Consider the following 16,069-nt stretch of genomic DNA (forward strand, 5'->3'; position numbering starts at 1 on the left):
TGATAGCTCCCATCGGTGCAGATCAGAGGGGGTCCCTGGTTGCCGTGACCGAACGCGCAAAGAAGGAGATAGTGCGGAGCGGACGAAAGGTGACGCATTCGCCGCTCCTCCGCCGTGTCGTTCGTGGAGGTGACACCGTGTTGCGGGAGACATGCGGACCCGCCGCAGGTCAGTTGGCGACAAGGTTGTCGTCCGTCACGTCGTAAGGGCCTTCGTCCAAGTCTTCGACGGCCCGCATGGAAATGTCGGAGAGTTCGGGCATCTCGAAGGCGTATCGGCCCTTCATGTGGATGTGCCGATAGAGGAAGGGGGACAGGCTCCGGACGACTTCGTCGGGAACGGGCCGCAGGTGGCTGGCCTTCTTCTGGAGGAACAGGTCGATGTAGGCGGTATTGAACAGCACCACCATGTTGACGATCAGCCCGAGTGCACCAAGCTGTTCCTCCATCCCGGTCTGGTAGCGGTGGATGCGGTCTTCGGTGCCGTGATAGATCTTCGCGGCCAGTTCGTGGCGTTGGCCGTGGCGGCTGCTCTGTGTTTCGATCTGACGGCGGTAATCGGGATTGTCGATGAGATCCAGGATGTGTGCGGTCTTGAAGATCTTCCCGTAGTGGGCGAGTGCCTTGCCCAAGGGGGTGGGGCTGCCGTTTCGGATCACCATGCGGATCGCGTCTGCGGACCGCACGCGGCCGAGGTGAACCGCTCCGACGAGACGCAGCATGTCGTCCCAGTGTCGTTCGATGAGAGCGGAGTCGATCTTGTTGCGGGTGACGTGCTGCAGGGGGCCGTAGTCCTCGTCAGCCGCCGTGTCCATACGAGCGAGGCTCATGTCGGTGACGTCGGCGGCTGTAGGGGTGTAGGTGTAGCCGGAGAGTGCGAGCAGGCCGAAGATGATCTCTTGGTGTGGGCTGGCCTCTGCGACGATCTTCTGGTGCTCCTGCTGACGGTTCTGACTCCGAGTACTGGTGGCCTTGAGGGCGCTGGTACGGCGGTCGTTGAGGACGTCGAGTACGTGCAAGCAGGTGTGGACGGATCCGGCGACGACCTTGTTCGTGAGTCCCATGGCCTGATCCGACAGGAGGGTGAGGTGAGTGACGTGGGCGGTGCCGTGTGGCGACAAGCGGGCCTGGATGGCGCTCGGAGGTGCAACCATGCGCTGGCCGTCCACGGATGCCATGTGGCCGCCGTTCCACGATGCGGCGACCGCGAGCTGTGATTGCCGAGCCAGCAGGCGGTTGTTCAATGCTTCGAGATAATCCGGTCGCAGGAAGTTGTCGATGACGTAGGTGATGTGCCTTCTGTCGAGTGCGGGGAAGTTGCCGGCGACCGCCTCGACGCCAACGTTGCAGCCAAGAGCGACCAGTGCGGCGGACAGGGTGATATCGAAGTCGCATTGCCGTGGGGGCTCGCCGCTTGGTGTCGTGAAGACCTCGGTGCCCTTGGTCCAGGTGAGAACTTCCAGGATGAGTTGCGGAAGGTCCCCCTTGGGCAACCAGCCCGCGAGTTCCGCGGTCACCTTGCGCAGCCTAGGATCTTGGGGAAGAGGCGCCGTGGACAGGACAAGCCGGCCACCGTCACTAAGTTGGAACTGTCGGTCTTTCGGCAGGCGCTCCGCGATCGCGCGGGTCTTGGTGTGGAGCTCTTGGCCCAGTCGCTTCAGGTGGGCGACCGCGTCCAATGGAAGCCCCAGGCTCTTCGAAACAGAGGCCCGCAACGCCGCCCACTCCGTCGGCGACGGCAAGTCCGCTTCCGGGTTACCCCACTTCGATGCACCCTCGACGAAGATCTCGCGCCGCTGGAGGCGGGAGTAGAACCGCTCCACCACGCAGAAGGCGTAGGCGGCGGTGTCAACCATATCGGGCGATAGGTGCGGCGCACGGAGGGCCAACTCTTTCCACGACCCGGTCAACAGGCGCTCGTCGGCCTCGGCCCGGCTGATGGCGGGGCGGTCGATCAGGTCGGTCAGCGACCACAGAGCGTCCAGCACATGTCTGGCTTCCGGCGTGCCATGCCGATACGCCAGCCCTCCGACGATGTGCGGCAGGTACGTCTTCAGGAGATCGATCCGCTTGATCATTTTGGTGCGGCGAGCCTCCTCCGAATCCGATCCCATCGCAGGAGCCAGTTCGCCCGCCACAGTGACGGCTGCCTCGAACGCGGGCAGGTCCTCAAGTTGGTCGAGGAATTCGCGCACCGTCATGGTGTCTGCCACAGGAGGGATGATCTCTCCCGTCTCGGTGTCAACCTTTTCGTGTCTCGCGTCAAGCAGGTCTTTCCCTACCTCCCTCATGACGGCGGCAGAATGGGCCAGGTCAGGAAAGATCGCGGATCGCTCCTTCTCGGTCTTGCGTCGCGCTCTTCCGATCAGGTCATTGGCGATCAGGTGCACCAGCATGTCGACCGCGTCGTCCGCAGTGGTCTCGGTCAAGCGGGCAACTGTTGCCACCGTCGCGGCACGCCGCTTCGTCCTCTGCACCTCATGTTCTGTGGCAAACCGGGCGAGATACGACAGGCGTCGGGGAGAGAAGACGCGGGTGTCCGCGGGCGGCAGCCCCAGCGATTGGACCTCGTTGTTCCGGGCGAAGGCGCGCGCGAGGTTCGTCCAGGCGGGCTTGCCCGGCCCTCGCTGCAGTTCAGCCAGCGGCGACTTTCGCTCGTTGTCCGGGACTGCGGTCAGTCGATCGAGCTCGGACAGCCGGTCCACGTACGGGGCCAAGAGTGCCTGCCACATCTCTTGGTCGGTCGCCCCTCGTACTGATCGGACCAGATCGGTGAGGGTTCTCTCGCCGGGCAGTTCGATGCGCTGTTCCCGCAGCCAGGCGACCGCGCGCCGCAGGAGGGCCTTGACTCCTTCCTCCGTGTACGTGGCGCGCGACACCAGCATGCTTTTCAGCGCTGCCTCGCCCTTGCTGTATGGCTTCCAGCCGCAGGCCGACCGGATCTCCTTTGCATGGCGCCGCGTCAGCCCGTCGTGCGAACCGTACGTGCTCAGGACGGCCACGCCGTCGCTGATGTCGAGCTGGGCCGCCACGTGTTCCACGACCGGCCGTGGCAGGGAAGCGATCTCCTGCGGTTTGGGGAGTCGGCCCAGGGACCGCAGGCAGGTGAGCTGGATGGCGAAGCCCAAGCGGTTCTGCGGCCCGCGTTTGGTCAGGATCAGTTCGACCTCGGACTCGGTGAGGTCGAAGAAGGCCAGCAGGCCCGCTGGCAAGCCTCCTTCGGGGATCGACGGGTAATCCCGGCCCAGGGGATAGCTCGGGCTGGTGCTCATCTTGTACGCCTCGCTGCAAATCCGACTACGACGACGAGCAGATTCAAGGCATGCGGCGCGGTCAGTCAAACGGCTGCGCCACCGGTTCAGCGCCTAGCACACGGTTCTGCAATATTCGTCGTCGAAGAAATTTCGGCTGGTCCGATCCGGGGATACGTGGCGCCCACGGCAGCTGGGGCCGCTTACGGTCCTCGGCCATGGAGAACGTATGGATCCAGCCGGGCGGGACCACCGGTCCCGGCTACACCGAGGATCAGCTCAGACGCGCGAGAACCTTCGCCGAGACGGACATCCGGGCATCACGGGCACAGTTGGCGGCCCGCTTTGGCCTCGGTGACGTCTGTGCCGAGATCGCCGACGGGACAGCACCCGGCGCAAGCATCGCCTTGGAACAGCTGGCCCACCAGCTCGGGTACGCGACGGAGACACTGGAGAAATACCTTCGGGTTACGCGCCTCGCAGGAACCGCACTTCGCGAACGCCTGCTCGCCTCCGCCGTCCACGTCCCGTGGAGGTGCGTGACCACCGCCTGCGTCACCGATCCCCAAGAGCGGGCCCGACGCATCACGTTGCTGCTCGAACTACTCGACACTGCAGAGCGGGCGGGATGGCCCGTTTCACTGGATGCGGCACAGTACCGCCTGACATTGGGCCTGGCGAGCGGAGCCGAGCCTCCCGCAGAGATCGTTGCGCAGCTCGACCGAGAAGAAGTTCGCGAGGCCGTCCTGGCCGAGCTGACCAAGAGTCCGGCGGCAGTGCTGGCCGTGCTGCGGGAGCCCGCAGTGCGGGAAGTGCTGAAGGACCAGGACGTCGCGCGTTACGTCCGCGCACAGATGCGACCGGCTCCCAGCGCGGACGAAGCCCTACTCGATGAGCTCGTCGGCAGTGAGGAACGCGACCCGCACGCCGACTGGACCATCCGCTACTTCGGACTGGTCCACAAGGCCAGAGAAATCTTGCTGCTCGGTCCTGAGGACTTCGTGGACGTCAACGACCCCGAGGTCTGGGAGTCCGTCGAGTCCATCCGCGACTCGGTCGCTTCCTGGGCCGACCGGGTCTTGCAGCAGCGTCCCCGCACCATCCGACTCCTGGCAGGAAAGTAGAAACAGATGCCCAGCGCCGCAGGCCGCTACTCCAACAACGTACGTGACGTCCTCGACCGTGAAGCCCTCCGCTGCATTCTCGCCGGCGGGAGCGAGGGTGAGCAGTTCTCCCGGCTACAGGGGATCGTCCGATCGAAGATCAAAGTGCTGTCGGCCGAGTACCACGCGGTGTTCGACCGCGCGGTGAAGTCGATGTGCACCACCTCCTTCAACAAGGTCACCAAAGAGATCCGACTCGCTGCCCTGGCCGGACCGCCCGGCCCTTCGCGCACCGAACCCACCCTCCAGGGCCCCGGCTGCGGCACCACCCCCACCGCCCCGGACGACGCCAGCGTTCCCGGTCCACGCGCCGGCGCCACCGACGACCAGGTCGTCGCGAAAGTTGTACTCGGCGAGGGGGGCGAACTGACGGAGAAGACCGCTCGGCAACTCGTACTGCAAGACCTCGACCGCATCATCGACGTCTTGCCCTCTCTTGCCGAACGCGACTTCAGGGAGGCCGACCGACTCGACCAGCAGGCCAAAGAGTCCACCCAAGGTGCAAAAAGGCACCGGGCGCGTGGAAACCGCATCCTCGCCCTAGTCAAACGCTACGACCGTCTAGTCGCCGGCATCGACAGCCTTCCTGGCATCTTCACAGTCGCCGACTTGCTCACCGAAGTCGGGCCGCAGGCCCTCGGCCTGGACGAGGACGACGCCGAACTCCTCCTCTATGCAGGCGCCCTATGACCGAGTCTGCGTGGCACAAGGAGATCAAAGGATGGGGCGTGGCCACCGAGATCTCCCTCGGCAACCGCCGCGCCGACTGCCAACTGCACTGCGGGAAGCGGGCTGAGGTCCAGGCCCGCCCGCTTCCACCCGCCGAAGTCGCCGGCCGGGAAGCACACGCCGACTTGTGGATCCTGGACTGCCGTGACGCTCACCGCTCGCAACGCCTGATGGTCTGGAACGACTCGCGGTTCGGCACCCTGTTGCGCTGGGAACGTCCGTGGCAGGGCTTCGGCGTCGCCAAGCGTCCGGTTTTCCTCAACCTTGAGCTCGATCTCCGCACAGGCCACGGCACCTTCGTGCAGGTGAACCGCTGGGTCTTCGATAGCCGCCAGGCCACGGGTACTGGTCAGATCCACACCGCCTGCACCCTCAGGTTCTGGATGCGCTACGGCCTACCGCCGCAGGAACACGTGGCGGTGGCACTATGAGCCTGCTCCACTCCCACGGCCTGCGCCACCGCACGGTCACGATCGAACTGGATGGTGTCCTAGAACAGCTGCCAGTCGAGTACCACCCAACTGGTCCGCTCGTAGGGCGCATGGTGACCGCCCCCGCCTTCCACGCCCGGTCCCGGTTCGACGAATGCCCCGTGCCGGTCTCAATGCCGCTGCACCGCCCAACAGCCCTCACCGACCGGCGGCTGATCGTCGTAGACAACCTGTCCGAGCAGTGGGTCATGGGTTTCAGCGTCCACCATCACGGACAGCTCTACCGCATCACCGGCTTCTACCCCAAGTAGCGGCCCCATCAGCCTTTGCAGTCATCGGACGCAGGAACTGCACTCACCCTGAAGCACTCGCCGGGTGCCAGACGCGCCCCTAGGGTCGATTTACAGTCCAAATCAAGCGCCCCACAGCAAGGGCCGCCTCGTGCAGTGCTCCCGTCAGCGCCTGCCGACGGGAGCACGCCGACGACCAAGGGGCTTCGCCACCGCAATACTGAGTCATCTACACCGGCGCTCGGCACAGACCTTCTCGCTTTACGAGAGTCTCTCCGCAGCCCGGCAGGTGGTCTGAACAGCAGCGGAAGTCACCTGACATGCCATCAGAACGAGCGTCAAATGAGCGTCACGAGCGTCATTTCAGCGTCAAGATATCGCCCGTAACGCCCACACCGCACATAATGCGCACGCACAAAACCGCAGGTCAGGAGCCCTTCGAGGCCGGTTCGAGGATGGCCACACACTCCACATGCTGCGTCATCGAGAACAGGTCGACTGTCACGGTACCTTTCCTCGTCGAACAGGCACTGAGACCCAGCAGCTCTCCACGGGCGGCCGCGCTTCATCGCATTGCCTCCTCCAGCGGCGGAGCCCCTGGGGGACCGGCCGCACAAGACCGTGCGGCCGCGAAGAGCCGGGAAGACGCGTTAGCGCAGGGCAAGGCACTGTTCTGGTGGTAACCCCTGGTGAGCAGGTGCGGTAGGCGCTTCGCTTTCGGGGGGGGTGCCTCTATGTCTTTCGTCAAGCGGTGCGGGGGGTTTTGGGTTGGTAGAAGGTGCCGTCGCGGAGCATCGCGAACAGCACGTTGATCCGTTGGCGGGCTAGGCGGAGCAGTGCTTGTGTGTGGGTCTTGCCCCGTGCCCGGCATCGGTCGTAGTAGGTGCGGGATACGGGATCGTGCAGCGCAGCGAAAGCCGACAGGAACATTGCGCGTTTGAATTGACGGTTGCCGCCTTTGGGTGCGTGTTCGGCGTGGATCGAGGTCCCCGACGACTTGGTCGTCGGGGCAAGGCCGGCATAGGAGGCCAGGTGGGCAGCGGTGGGGAAGCTGGTGCCGTCGCCGACGGTGACGAGCAAGGTGGCGGCGGTCCTGACCGCGACTCCCGGAATCGAGGTCAGGACCGCGGAAAGAGGGTGGGCCTCCAGCAGTTGGCCGATTTGGGTTTCCAGGGCTCGTCGCTGTTCGTGGACGGCCGCGAGGGAACGGGCCAGGGACGGGATCACGAGGTCGAGGGTGCCGGTGCCCGGGACCACGACGGTCTGCTCGTCGAGCGCCTCGAACACCTCGTCGATCAGCCGTTGGGCCATGCGTGGAGCCTTGGGTCGGATCACCTCAACCAGCTTGCGGCGTCCGGCTTTGCGCAGGGCGAGGGGGGAGCCGTAGCGTTCCAGGAGCCAGGTCACCGCAGGGTGGTCCAGGCGCGGGCCCAGAACACGTTCCAGGCTGGGATGGAACTGGGTGAGCAGGCCGCGTATCCGGTTCGAGGTGCGGGTGGCCTCGGCTGCGAGATCTTGGTCGAAGCCCACCAGCACGGTCAGCTCGGCGGTGATCTCGTCGGTCAGTTCCAGCGAGCGCAGGGTGTGCGGCATGGTGCGGGCGGCGTCCGCGATCACCGCGGCGTCTTTGGCGTCGGTCTTCGCCTCGCCCGGGTAGAGGTCGGCGATCCGCCGCATGGATAGGCCGGGCAGGTAGGCGACCTTGCAGCCGGCGTCCCGGGCGACTGTGAGGGGGAGGGCTCCGATCGAGGCGGGCTGGTCCACGATCACCAGCACGGTGCCGAACTTGGCGGTCAGTTTGTCGAAGACGGCCCGCAGCTTGGGCTCGCTGTTGGGCAGTTGCCTGTCGAAGACCTTCTTCCCGGCCGGGGTCAGCCCGTGCCCGTGATGGGCGCTCTTGCCGACGTCTAGGCCGAGGAAGACGCCCGCATCGTCGGTGTAGTCCAACCCATCCTCCCGAAGGGGTTCATGCGGTGCTGGCCAGGGCGTTGGCGTCGTATGCGCGCATCCACGTTATGCAGACCTGCCGCCTGCAAGCAGCCTGGCATTGCGCCAGGCCAGGCGGTAGTCGGACCTCTCATCAGCGTCTCCAACGGCGCCTCCCAGACCCGGTGACACCACCCCCCAGGTCATCCGTTCGACAGGGGGGAACAGTCATGCCGGGCCCGGAGGCCAGCAGCCCTCTTGCAGGACCGCAGAAAACATAACGGGGGTGAGGGCACCGCATCGCAGGTCGCGAGGAGTGTTCCGTGTGCGGGACGCCGGCTCTCGCCGGTCAGCAAGAGGCGGAGTCGAGCCGCAGCCTGCGCTCGCACCTCGGCACCATGGCGGGTCGAGCGCGCAGAACCGCCCACCAAAACGGCCGCACCGACACCCCGTCGGTGTTACTGCCCGTCGTGGACGCCAACGCCCTCTTGAACACTCACACCGCACCTCACACGCATGGACAAAAGCGCCGGTCGAGATCTCTTTGTGGCCGGTTCAAGAATGGCGGCACACTCCGCGCGATGCGTCATCGACAATGTGTGCCGGCGTGTCCCCCTTTCCGTCGCTATCGGCGGTGTCGGGGAGCGGAGCCGTGGCTGTTGAGTACCCAGGCGATCGCCTCGGCGCGCCCGCTGACGCCGAGCTTTCGGTAGACCATGTACAGGTTGTTCTTGACGGTACGTTCAGCGATGCCCAAGCGGCGCGAGATCGCTCTGTTTGAGGCGCCGGTGATCAATATGTCCAGGACCTGGCGTTCCCGGCGGGTCAATTGCGGATTGTTTCTCCGGGGCCGCTGTCTCGCTGATGTTGTGTCGTCATACGGGTCCGCAGCAGAGCCCGATCCCTGGGGCGACGTGGGACGGCATGGGCCGTGCTCGGCGATGCCGCGAAGCAGGTCGGCTATCTCCTCGAGCGTGGTGATGATCTTTTCGTCGCGGGCATGCCGCGGCATGCCCGGTTCGGGGGGCGTGGCCATGGCGACGGATTCTCCTTCAAGGATGCCCTCTTGAGTGATTCGGAAGCGGTTGCACTCAGCGCCCCGGAGGGACGAGCCGAGCTGGGAGCGGTGCCGGTGGTATACCCCACCCTCGTGTACCAAACCGGTAGGCCATCGATCGGGAGATCACCTCTTCCATCGCGTCTCTCCGTTCAGAGATTCAGGTGCATTCCGGTACCGCCGTTTCGGGGGCAGCCAGCAGCGACGGAGGCCGTGCGTTGCGTCCCGAAGTCACCGGTACCAGCCCGAAGGGACTATGTTCTCGGCCGTTTCGCATGAGGTCGAGCCGTCAACTCGGGATGCGCACAGCGTTTTCCACAACGAGCGCGACGAAGAGGAATCATGGAATTACCGGCGCCACAGCAAGAAATCGGGAGCACAGCAGAAGAACTGATCCGGGAGCTCCGCAATCGGCACACGCGAAACACGCGTCAAACAGCCGAAGCACACCCCGGGCAGGACACCCAGGACTCGTCGTACGTCCGGGACAACGCCCTGCTGGACCTCGCCCGTCGCGGCGAGTTGACGAGGGAACACCTGCGCCGGCTGGTCACCGTGGATGCCCAGTGCCAGCGCACAGAACTCGCCGCGTACGCGCTGATGGCCACGCGTTTCCCACACCACCCGGCCTCCGATCTCTACGCCGGGTTGATCGGTCTGGTGGGCGCCGCCCAACCGTCCCTGGCCGACTGCGCGAGGTCCCTGGGCATGTCCGAGGACGACTTCCGGCGCGCCCCCAGGTCGTACCGCACCTACGCCTTCGACGCCATGCTGTCGTGGATCGCGCTCCAGGCCAGCCAGGCCGGCACCGGCCTCGCCCTGCACTCGGATCTCACCGTCTACCTGGGTGGTTGCGCGGAACTGGTACGGGCGGTCCGCATGTCGGGGATTCCCGCGCCGGACGAGTTCCTGGCGCGTTACGGAACCGCTTCCGCGCCCGACCTCCTCGCGCTGGCCACGGAAACCACGGACGACGGTCTGGGTCGCGGTGACGATCCCAGGACGGCCCTGCACACGGCATGGCTGTTGGAGAAGAGCATCGAGGACTTCTGGCGCGCCGCCGCCGAGCCCGCCACCGGCTGATCCGCCCATCGCCCTCGCACCGCCCGACAACCGTTCACGGATGAGAGGAACTCATGTCCAGCATCGGCCACGACCAGCCCTTCCCCCGCCTGCCCCACCACGTCCTCGCCTGCAACGACGTCGGCTGGGAATATCCCCAGGACGCCACGTTGAACGGGCGGTTCGCCGAACAGGCGGCCCGGACCCCGCAGGCGCCGGCCGTCGCGTGGGACGACGGCCAGTGGACGTACGAGGAGCTGTGGCAGCGCGTACGGCGGACCGCCGCGCTGCTGCGCGAGCGCGGCGTCGAGGACGGCGACCCCGTGGGCGTTCTGTTGCCGCGCTCGGCGGAATGGGTCGTCGCGGCCCTGGGCGTGCTGACCGCCGGAGCGGTCTACCTTCCCCTGGACCCCACGCACCCGGAGAGCCGGCTGCGCGGCATCCTCGACGCGGCCGACGTCCAGCATCTCGTGACGGGCCCTGACGGCCCGTCGCAGGCTACCGAGGGCCGGACCTGCCTCACCGTCGACGACCTCGCCGCTCCCGCTCCCACCGACCGCCCCGAAAAGGAACCGCACGCCCCGGACGAGGGTTCCGCCGAGGACCTCACCGCCTCCGTTGACAAGCCGCGACAGGGCGTCGACGACCCTGCCTACATCATCTTCACCTCCGGCTCCAGTGGCGCCCCCAAGGGTGTGGTGTGTGCTCACCGCGGTCCTCTGCGGCTCACGCTGGGCACCGGAGATCTGCGGCTGAAGCCAGATGACCGGCTGCTGGCCACCACCAACCCCACGTTCGACGTCTCCTGCTACGAGTTGTTCGCGCCGCTGCTGAACGGTGCCTGTCTGGTGCTGCCCGACCCGCGGACTCTGCTGAGCACCGACGCCCTGGCGGCGTTGCTACGCCGCGAGCGGATCACCGTGCTGTGGCTGAGCGCCGGGCTGTTCCACCAGCACGCCCAGGCCCAGCCGGACATGTTCGCCCGCCTGCGATGCCTGATCGCGGGCGGTGACGTCCTCAACCCGGCCGCCGTACAGGCCGTTCTGTCCCACGACGGGCCAGAGATCTTCCTCAACGGCTACGGCCCCACCGAGAACTCGGTACTCTCCACCGTCCACCGGGTCGAGAGCCTGCCGCCACAGGCCGACTCCGTGCCGATCGGCCGCCCGGTCACCGCCTCGACGGCGTACGTGGTACGCCCGGACCGCAGCCTCGCCGAGATCGGCGAGCAAGGCGAACTGTGGGTCGGCGGCGACGGCGTGGCGATAGGTTACTTGAACGACGAAGACAAGACCGCCGAGCAGTTCGTTTCCGACTCCTTCGGCACCGAACGCGAAGCCCGAGCCGGAGCCGGGCGGCTGTACCGCACCGGTGATCTCGCCAGTTGGCGCGAGGACGGGGTGCTGGAGTTCCACGGACGCCAGGACCGCCAGGTCAAGATCCGCGGCTACCGCGTCGAACTCGACGAGATCGAGTCGGCGATGAAGGCGCACCCGGATGTCACCGACGTCGCCGTGGACGTCGTGGGCGAGGGCGCCGGGCAGCGACTGGGCGCCGCGGTGATCATCAGTGCCGACGCCGAGCCGGACGGTCTCGTGCAGCGCCTGCGCGAGCACACCCGCGATCGGCTGCCCGCACACATGGTGCCCGCCCGGGTCGTCGTGGTGGACGAACTGCCGCTGACCGACAGCGGAAAGAGCGACCGGGCCCGGCTCATGGAACTGGTGGAACAACGCCGAACCGGGCCGGGTGATGAAACCCGGGCCCCGCGCGGCGAGGCGGAGAAGAAGGTCGAGGAGGTGTGGCGCGACACGCTCGACGTGGACCGGATCGACCGCGACGACGACTTCTTCACGATCGGCGGCACCTCGCTGCGCGCGACCCAGGTGGCCGGTGCCACGCGCCGCGAGCTGGACATCAGCCCCGCCCACGGCGCCGACCTGGTCGGCTCCCTCCTCTCCAACCCCACTCTGCGGGACTTCTCGCAACAGGTCGACCGGCTCAGCCGCACCTCAGAGCCGGAGAGCGAGGACGGCACCCCGCCCACCGACGGCGAGGGCCGCGCCCCCGTGGACTTCACGGCGGAGACGGCGTGGCCGGAGGACCTGCGCTTCGACGCGCCCGCGGCCGGCGACCCCCGCCGCCCGCGCACCATCCTGCTCACCGGTGCCACCGGATTCCTCGGGGTACACCTGATCGCCCAACTCCTCGACCACGGCGCGCAGAAGATCCTCTGCCTGGCCAGGAAGGCCCGTACGCCGGAGGAAGCACTGGACCGGATCACCGCGCGGATGCGGCGTTATGGACTGGACCCCGCGCACTACCAGGAGCGGCTGACCGCGCTGCCCGGTGATCTCGCCGCCCCTCACCTGGGGCTGGACGACGCCGACTGGCAGCGACTGGCCAGGGAGTGCGACACCATCGTGCACGCGGGCTCGCACGTCAACTTCGCCTATCCGTACGCCGCGCTCGCGCCCGAGAACGTGGGCGGCACCCGTACCGTCCTGCGACTGGCCGCCGCGGAGCGCACCAAGCCCGTGCACTACATCTCGTCGATCGCCGTCATCGCCGGCTTCGGTACGGCCGGGGTCCGGCACGTCCACGAGGACACACCGCTCGAGTACGCCGAGCGCATCTCCCTGGGCTACCCCGAGACCAAGTGGGTGGCCGAGCGTCTGATGCGCCAAGCCGCCGAACGCGGGCTGCCGGTGAGCATCCACCGCCCGTACGAGATCACCGGCACCACTGACCGCGGCGTCTGGAACACCGACACGATGATGTGCGCGCTGTTCCGCACCATCGCCGAGACGGGCACCGCGCCGAGGATGGCACTGCCGCTGGACTTCGTGCCGGTGGACCATACCGCGGCCGTCATCACTCGCGTCATCACCCACGAGGAGCCCGACGGGCGGGTCTACCACATCACCAACCCGCGGCCCGCCTTGCTGGACCTGGCGGTACAGCGGCTGCGCGCGATGGGGTACCCCGTGCGGGAGCTCCCGTACGACGAGTGGGTCGCCTCCATCGACCGGCTGGCGGCCGGCAACCCGGAACACCCGATGGCGCCCTACCTGCCGATGTTCATGGAGCCGGCCCAGGACTGGGGAGCGTCGGTCAAGCAGATGTACTGCGAGGACACGTTCCCCGCGTTCGACCGCGCCAACGTCGAGCGGGCGCTGGCGGGCAGCGGGCTGCGGTGCCCCCCAGTGGACGACGACCTGCTCGACCTCAACCTGCGCTATCTGCGAGAGAGCGGCTTCCTCCCCCAGACACCCACGGAGTGAACCCTCTTCCGCGTTCCGCTCCGCGAGCACAGAAAGGCCAACCCATGCGCATCGCCGTCATCGGCGCCGGAACCGCCGGACTGACCACGGCCTGGCTCCTCTCCCCTGATCACGACGTCACGGTCCACGAGGCCGAAGCCCAACCCGGGGGCGTCGTACGCACCCATGTGCTCGACACCGACAGGGGACCCGTACCGCTGGACCTCGGCGCCCAGCACCTGTCTCCCGCCGACTTCGTCGCTCACCGGGCACTGCGCCGTCTGGTGGGCATCGACGAGGACGAGGAGATGACCGTACCGCTCACCCTGACCGTCACCGCCGCCGACATGAAGCCGCTGCTGGTCACACCGGACGCCGCCCACGACGCGGAGCACGGGCGCACACCGGTCACCGGAACGGCCTGGGAGCAGATCGGGGCCTTCCTGACCGCCGCCGCGGGGCAGCGGCCCAGGAGTGACCCCGATGACGGCTCCGGCGAGTCTGTCGCCGCGCCTCTGCCCTCCGAAGCCACGGTCGCCCAGGCGGCGACCGCGGCCGGGGTCGACACGGAGGTCCGTGACCAGATCCTCCTGCCGTGGCTCGCCTCGTACACCGGCTGTCGGCTGGCGGACGCCGCGGTGATGCCGGCCCGGTACGCCGCCGCCTGGGCGCTGCGCACCCCGCCCGGCCGTCCCGAGGACGCGGCACTGTGGACCAACCTTTCCGGCAGCCTGTACACGCTGACCGCCCGGCTGGCGAAGGCCCTCGGCACTCGCCTGCGCCTGTCCGACCCGGTCTCCCGGATCAGCGCCAACGGCCCCGGCGGCTCGGCCCCGCTGACCGTGCACACCACCGGTGGAGACGCACCCCTCTACGACCGGGTGATCGTCGCAACCCCCGCCTGGGCAGCCGCTCGGATGCTGACACAGGACCCGGTGCTGGCCGAACGCGCCGTCCTGTTGAACCGCCTGCCGTACGAGCCGGTGACCGTCGCCCTACACCGCGACGCGCGGTACATGCCACCGGAGCGCCGGCACTGGTCGGCCGTCACGGTCCACGCGCACGACGGCCGGGGCGAGCCGACGTACTGGTTCCCAGCGGCCGGCGGACCCGACGTCTTCAAGAGCTGGATCACGCACCGCGAGGAGCCAGCCGATGTCCTGCGCATCGCGCACTTCCGGCTCCAGGTCCTCACCGTGGACGCCATGGCCGTCCGACGCAAACTGCACGACCTGCGGCTCAGCCCGCACCTGCAACTGGCCGGCAGCTACCTGTACGACATCGACAGCCAGGAATCGGCCGTCCGTTCGGCGCTGAGCGCCGCGGAGAGCATCGACGCGTCCGCCGACCGGCCCGCCCGGCTGCGCGCCGCCCTCAAGACGGAGGCCCTGTCGTGACCTCCGTCGTACGACCCGGGCGCGACGCCCGCCCGGCTCGGCGGGTGGCCGCCGCCGGCCGTCACGGGCTGCGCGGCACGCTGACCGACGAGGCCCGTGAACTGTCCGTCGACGGCCGCCCGATCATCGACCTCGGGCTGGGCGATCCGGCGGCGCACGGCATACCCGCTCCCCCGTCCGTGCTGGCCGCGTTGCACGAGCGGATCGACGACGCCCGCGGCTACAGCGACGCAGCCGGGCACCTGACGGCACGGACCGCCGTCGCCGAGCACTTCCGCACCCGGCTGGCCCTGCCGAGGGTCACCCCGTCGGACGTGCGGCTGGGCAACGGCGTCTCCGAACTGGCCCTGTTGGCCCTCCAGGCACTCCTGGGCCCCGGAGACGAAGTGCTCGTACCCGACCCCGGTTACCCCATGTGGGCGGCGTACACCAGCCTCTGCGCCGGCACCGTGGTCCCCTACCCATGCCCCGAGGCCAACGGCTGGCGTCCGGATCTCGACTCCCTGTCCCGGCTGGCCGGTCCGCGGACCCGTGCCCTGGTCGTCATCAACCCGGTCAACCCCACGGGCGCCGTCTGGCCGCCGGAGACCCTCGACGGCCTGGTGGCGGTGGCCCGCCGGCACGGCCTGGTGCTGTTCTCCGACGAGATCTACGACGGGATACGGTTCGTGCCCGACCCGCACGTACCGCTCGCCGCACTGGCGCCGGACCTGCTGTGCCTGACCTTCGGCGGACTGTCGAAGCTCTCCCGACTGCCGGGCCTGCGAGCCGGGTGGGTGGTCGCGTCCCACCCACCCGGAGTCGGCCGCGCCTACCTCGACGCGGTAGCCTCACTGGCCGCACTGCGGCTGGGTCCCAACTCGGTGGGCCAGTACGCGATTCCGGCCGCCCTGTCCGCGCCCGCTCTGCGAGACGCCGCCGCGCTGACCGAGCCGGGCGGCGCACTCCACCAGTCCCGGTCGGCGGCCCACACCGCCATCGATCGCCAACCAGGTCTGCGGTGCACCCCGCAGGACGGGACCTTTTACGCCTTCCCGCGATTGGACCTCCCGCCCGGCACCACCACCAACAAGTTCGCCCGGCGGCTGCTGCGGGAGAAGTCGGTACTGGCCATGCCAGGCCAGCAGTTCGGCAACCACAGTGACCTCAGCACGTACTTGCGGCTGACCACCCTCGCACCGCCCACGCAGACCACATCGGCCATCGAACGCATCGGCGACCTGCTCGCCGAATCGTGGACGGACCACACCGGGAGGAGCGAAGCGACGGCCCGGCCGAAGAGGTCGTGACCAGGTGCCGCGGGAGTATTCGCCGCAGGGGATGGCGTGTGGTCCTCATCAGCCCAGGAGGGTTCGCGACAGCCCGGCCGCACGGGTGTACGCCTGTCGGGCTTGTCATCGTCTACCGTCGCGGCTCGCATGCTCGCTAGTCGATCGCACGCCGCAATTCCCCTTCGCGCCCCAGGTGACCAGTCAGGTTGCCCCGCTGCGGGATCGGTTCT

11 protein-coding genes are annotated in these 16,069 nt (G+C 67.8%); 8 read left to right on the forward strand and 3 right to left on the reverse strand.

Annotation, left to right across the window (positions count from 1 at the left end; translation table 11 throughout):
- Positions 1-169: 169 nt before the first annotated feature.
- Positions 170-3,271 (reverse strand): Tn3 family transposase, encoded by a 3,102-nt coding sequence (locus tag H7H31_RS02890; protein ID WP_187064675.1) that lies wholly within the window; start codon positions 3,269-3,271, stop codon positions 170-172.
- Positions 3,272-3,468: 197 nt separating this feature from the next.
- Between H7H31_RS02890 and H7H31_RS02895 the strand changes: the two genes are divergently transcribed.
- The 4 genes from H7H31_RS02895 to H7H31_RS02910 all read left to right on the forward strand — a co-directional run bounded on the left by H7H31_RS02895 (position 3,469) and on the right by H7H31_RS02910 (position 5,884).
- Entirely contained in the window at positions 3,469-4,374 is a 906-nt protein-coding gene (locus H7H31_RS02895) for a hypothetical protein (protein WP_187064676.1), read from the forward strand.
- 6 nt (positions 4,375-4,380) lie between these two features.
- Positions 4,381-5,103 carry a hypothetical protein gene (locus H7H31_RS02900; protein ID WP_187064677.1) on the forward strand — a complete coding sequence of 241 codons (723 nt, stop codon included), beginning with the start codon at positions 4,381-4,383 and terminating at the stop codon, positions 5,101-5,103.
- A gap of 38 nt (positions 5,104-5,141) precedes the next feature.
- A complete protein-coding gene (locus H7H31_RS02905; RefSeq protein ID WP_187064678.1) occupies positions 5,142-5,573 on the forward strand; it encodes a hypothetical protein in 432 nt (143 codons plus the stop codon).
- A gap of 161 nt (positions 5,574-5,734) precedes the next feature.
- Positions 5,735-5,884, forward strand: coding sequence for a hypothetical protein (locus H7H31_RS02910; RefSeq protein WP_187064679.1), 150 nt, complete (start codon positions 5,735-5,737; stop codon positions 5,882-5,884).
- A 723-nt stretch (positions 5,885-6,607) separates the two neighbouring features.
- On the opposite strand, the gene H7H31_RS02915 is transcribed toward H7H31_RS02910, so the two are convergent.
- Both H7H31_RS02915 and H7H31_RS02920 read right to left on the reverse strand, forming a co-directional pair.
- Positions 6,608-7,810: an IS110 family RNA-guided transposase gene (locus H7H31_RS02915; RefSeq protein ID WP_187064680.1), complete on the reverse strand. Its 1,203-nt coding sequence runs from the start codon at positions 7,808-7,810 to the stop codon at positions 6,608-6,610.
- A gap of 604 nt (positions 7,811-8,414) precedes the next feature.
- Complete coding sequence (locus tag H7H31_RS02920; protein ID WP_187064681.1) at positions 8,415-8,825, reverse strand: helix-turn-helix domain-containing protein; 411 nt, start codon at positions 8,823-8,825, stop codon at positions 8,415-8,417.
- A gap of 363 nt (positions 8,826-9,188) precedes the next feature.
- On the opposite strand from H7H31_RS02920, the gene H7H31_RS02925 reads away from it, so the two are divergent.
- From H7H31_RS02925 to H7H31_RS02940, 4 genes are read left to right on the forward strand one after another with little or no spacing between them, the layout of a single operon-like run.
- Positions 9,189-9,929 carry a hypothetical protein gene (locus tag H7H31_RS02925; RefSeq protein ID WP_187064682.1) on the forward strand — a complete coding sequence of 247 codons (741 nt, stop codon included), beginning with the start codon at positions 9,189-9,191 and terminating at the stop codon, positions 9,927-9,929.
- Positions 9,930-9,982: 53 nt separating this feature from the next.
- Complete coding sequence (locus H7H31_RS02930) at positions 9,983-13,192, forward strand: amino acid adenylation domain-containing protein (RefSeq protein ID WP_187064683.1); 3,210 nt, start codon at positions 9,983-9,985, stop codon at positions 13,190-13,192.
- A 44-nt stretch (positions 13,193-13,236) separates the two neighbouring features.
- Positions 13,237-14,568 (forward strand): FAD-dependent oxidoreductase, encoded by a 1,332-nt coding sequence (locus H7H31_RS02935; protein ID WP_187064684.1) that lies wholly within the window; start codon positions 13,237-13,239, stop codon positions 14,566-14,568.
- Positions 14,565-15,857: an aminotransferase class I/II-fold pyridoxal phosphate-dependent enzyme gene (locus H7H31_RS02940; RefSeq protein ID WP_187064685.1), complete on the forward strand. Its 1,293-nt coding sequence runs from the start codon at positions 14,565-14,567 to the stop codon at positions 15,855-15,857. Before H7H31_RS02935 ends, H7H31_RS02940 begins: the two co-directional genes overlap by 4 nt.
- The last annotated feature ends 212 nt before the right edge of the window (positions 15,858-16,069 follow it).

The sequence above is a fragment of the Streptomyces buecherae genome, from assembly GCF_014295035.1.
Classification (GTDB): domain Bacteria; phylum Actinomycetota; class Actinomycetes; order Streptomycetales; family Streptomycetaceae; genus Streptomyces; species Streptomyces youssoufiensis.